This window comes from Methylobacterium hispanicum, assembly GCF_022179285.1.
Lineage (GTDB): Bacteria > Pseudomonadota > Alphaproteobacteria > Rhizobiales > Beijerinckiaceae > Methylobacterium > Methylobacterium hispanicum.
Window position 1 is genome coordinate 1 of the sequence record NZ_BPQO01000112.1, and the last position, 270, is coordinate 270.

Genomic DNA, 270 nt, shown 5'->3' on the forward strand with positions numbered 1-270 from the left:
GCCGTTGTTGCGGTTGCCCTGGTCGAGGTTCACGTAGAGACCTTCCACCTTCAGCGTCACGGCCGAGGAGCGGAAGAAGTTCAGGAACGAGTCGGTGGGCAGGGCGTACTCGATGCCGCCGCCGACCGCGTAGCCGGTCTGGAACTCGTCACGCGAGGCGTTCGGCAGGCCGAAGTCACGGCCGCCGCCCGAGCCGTAGGCGAAGCCGCCGGTGGCGTACACGAGGGTGCGGTCGAAGGCGTAGCCGAGGCGGCCGCGCACGGTGCCGAA

General features: G+C 69.3%; 1 protein-coding gene. It reads right to left on the reverse strand.

Going from position 1 to position 270, the window contains the following annotated elements; genetic code table 11:
• Positions 1-270: outer membrane protein (locus tag MFF56_RS31995; RefSeq protein WP_373324261.1), on the reverse strand; the 270-nt coding region annotated here is incomplete at both ends.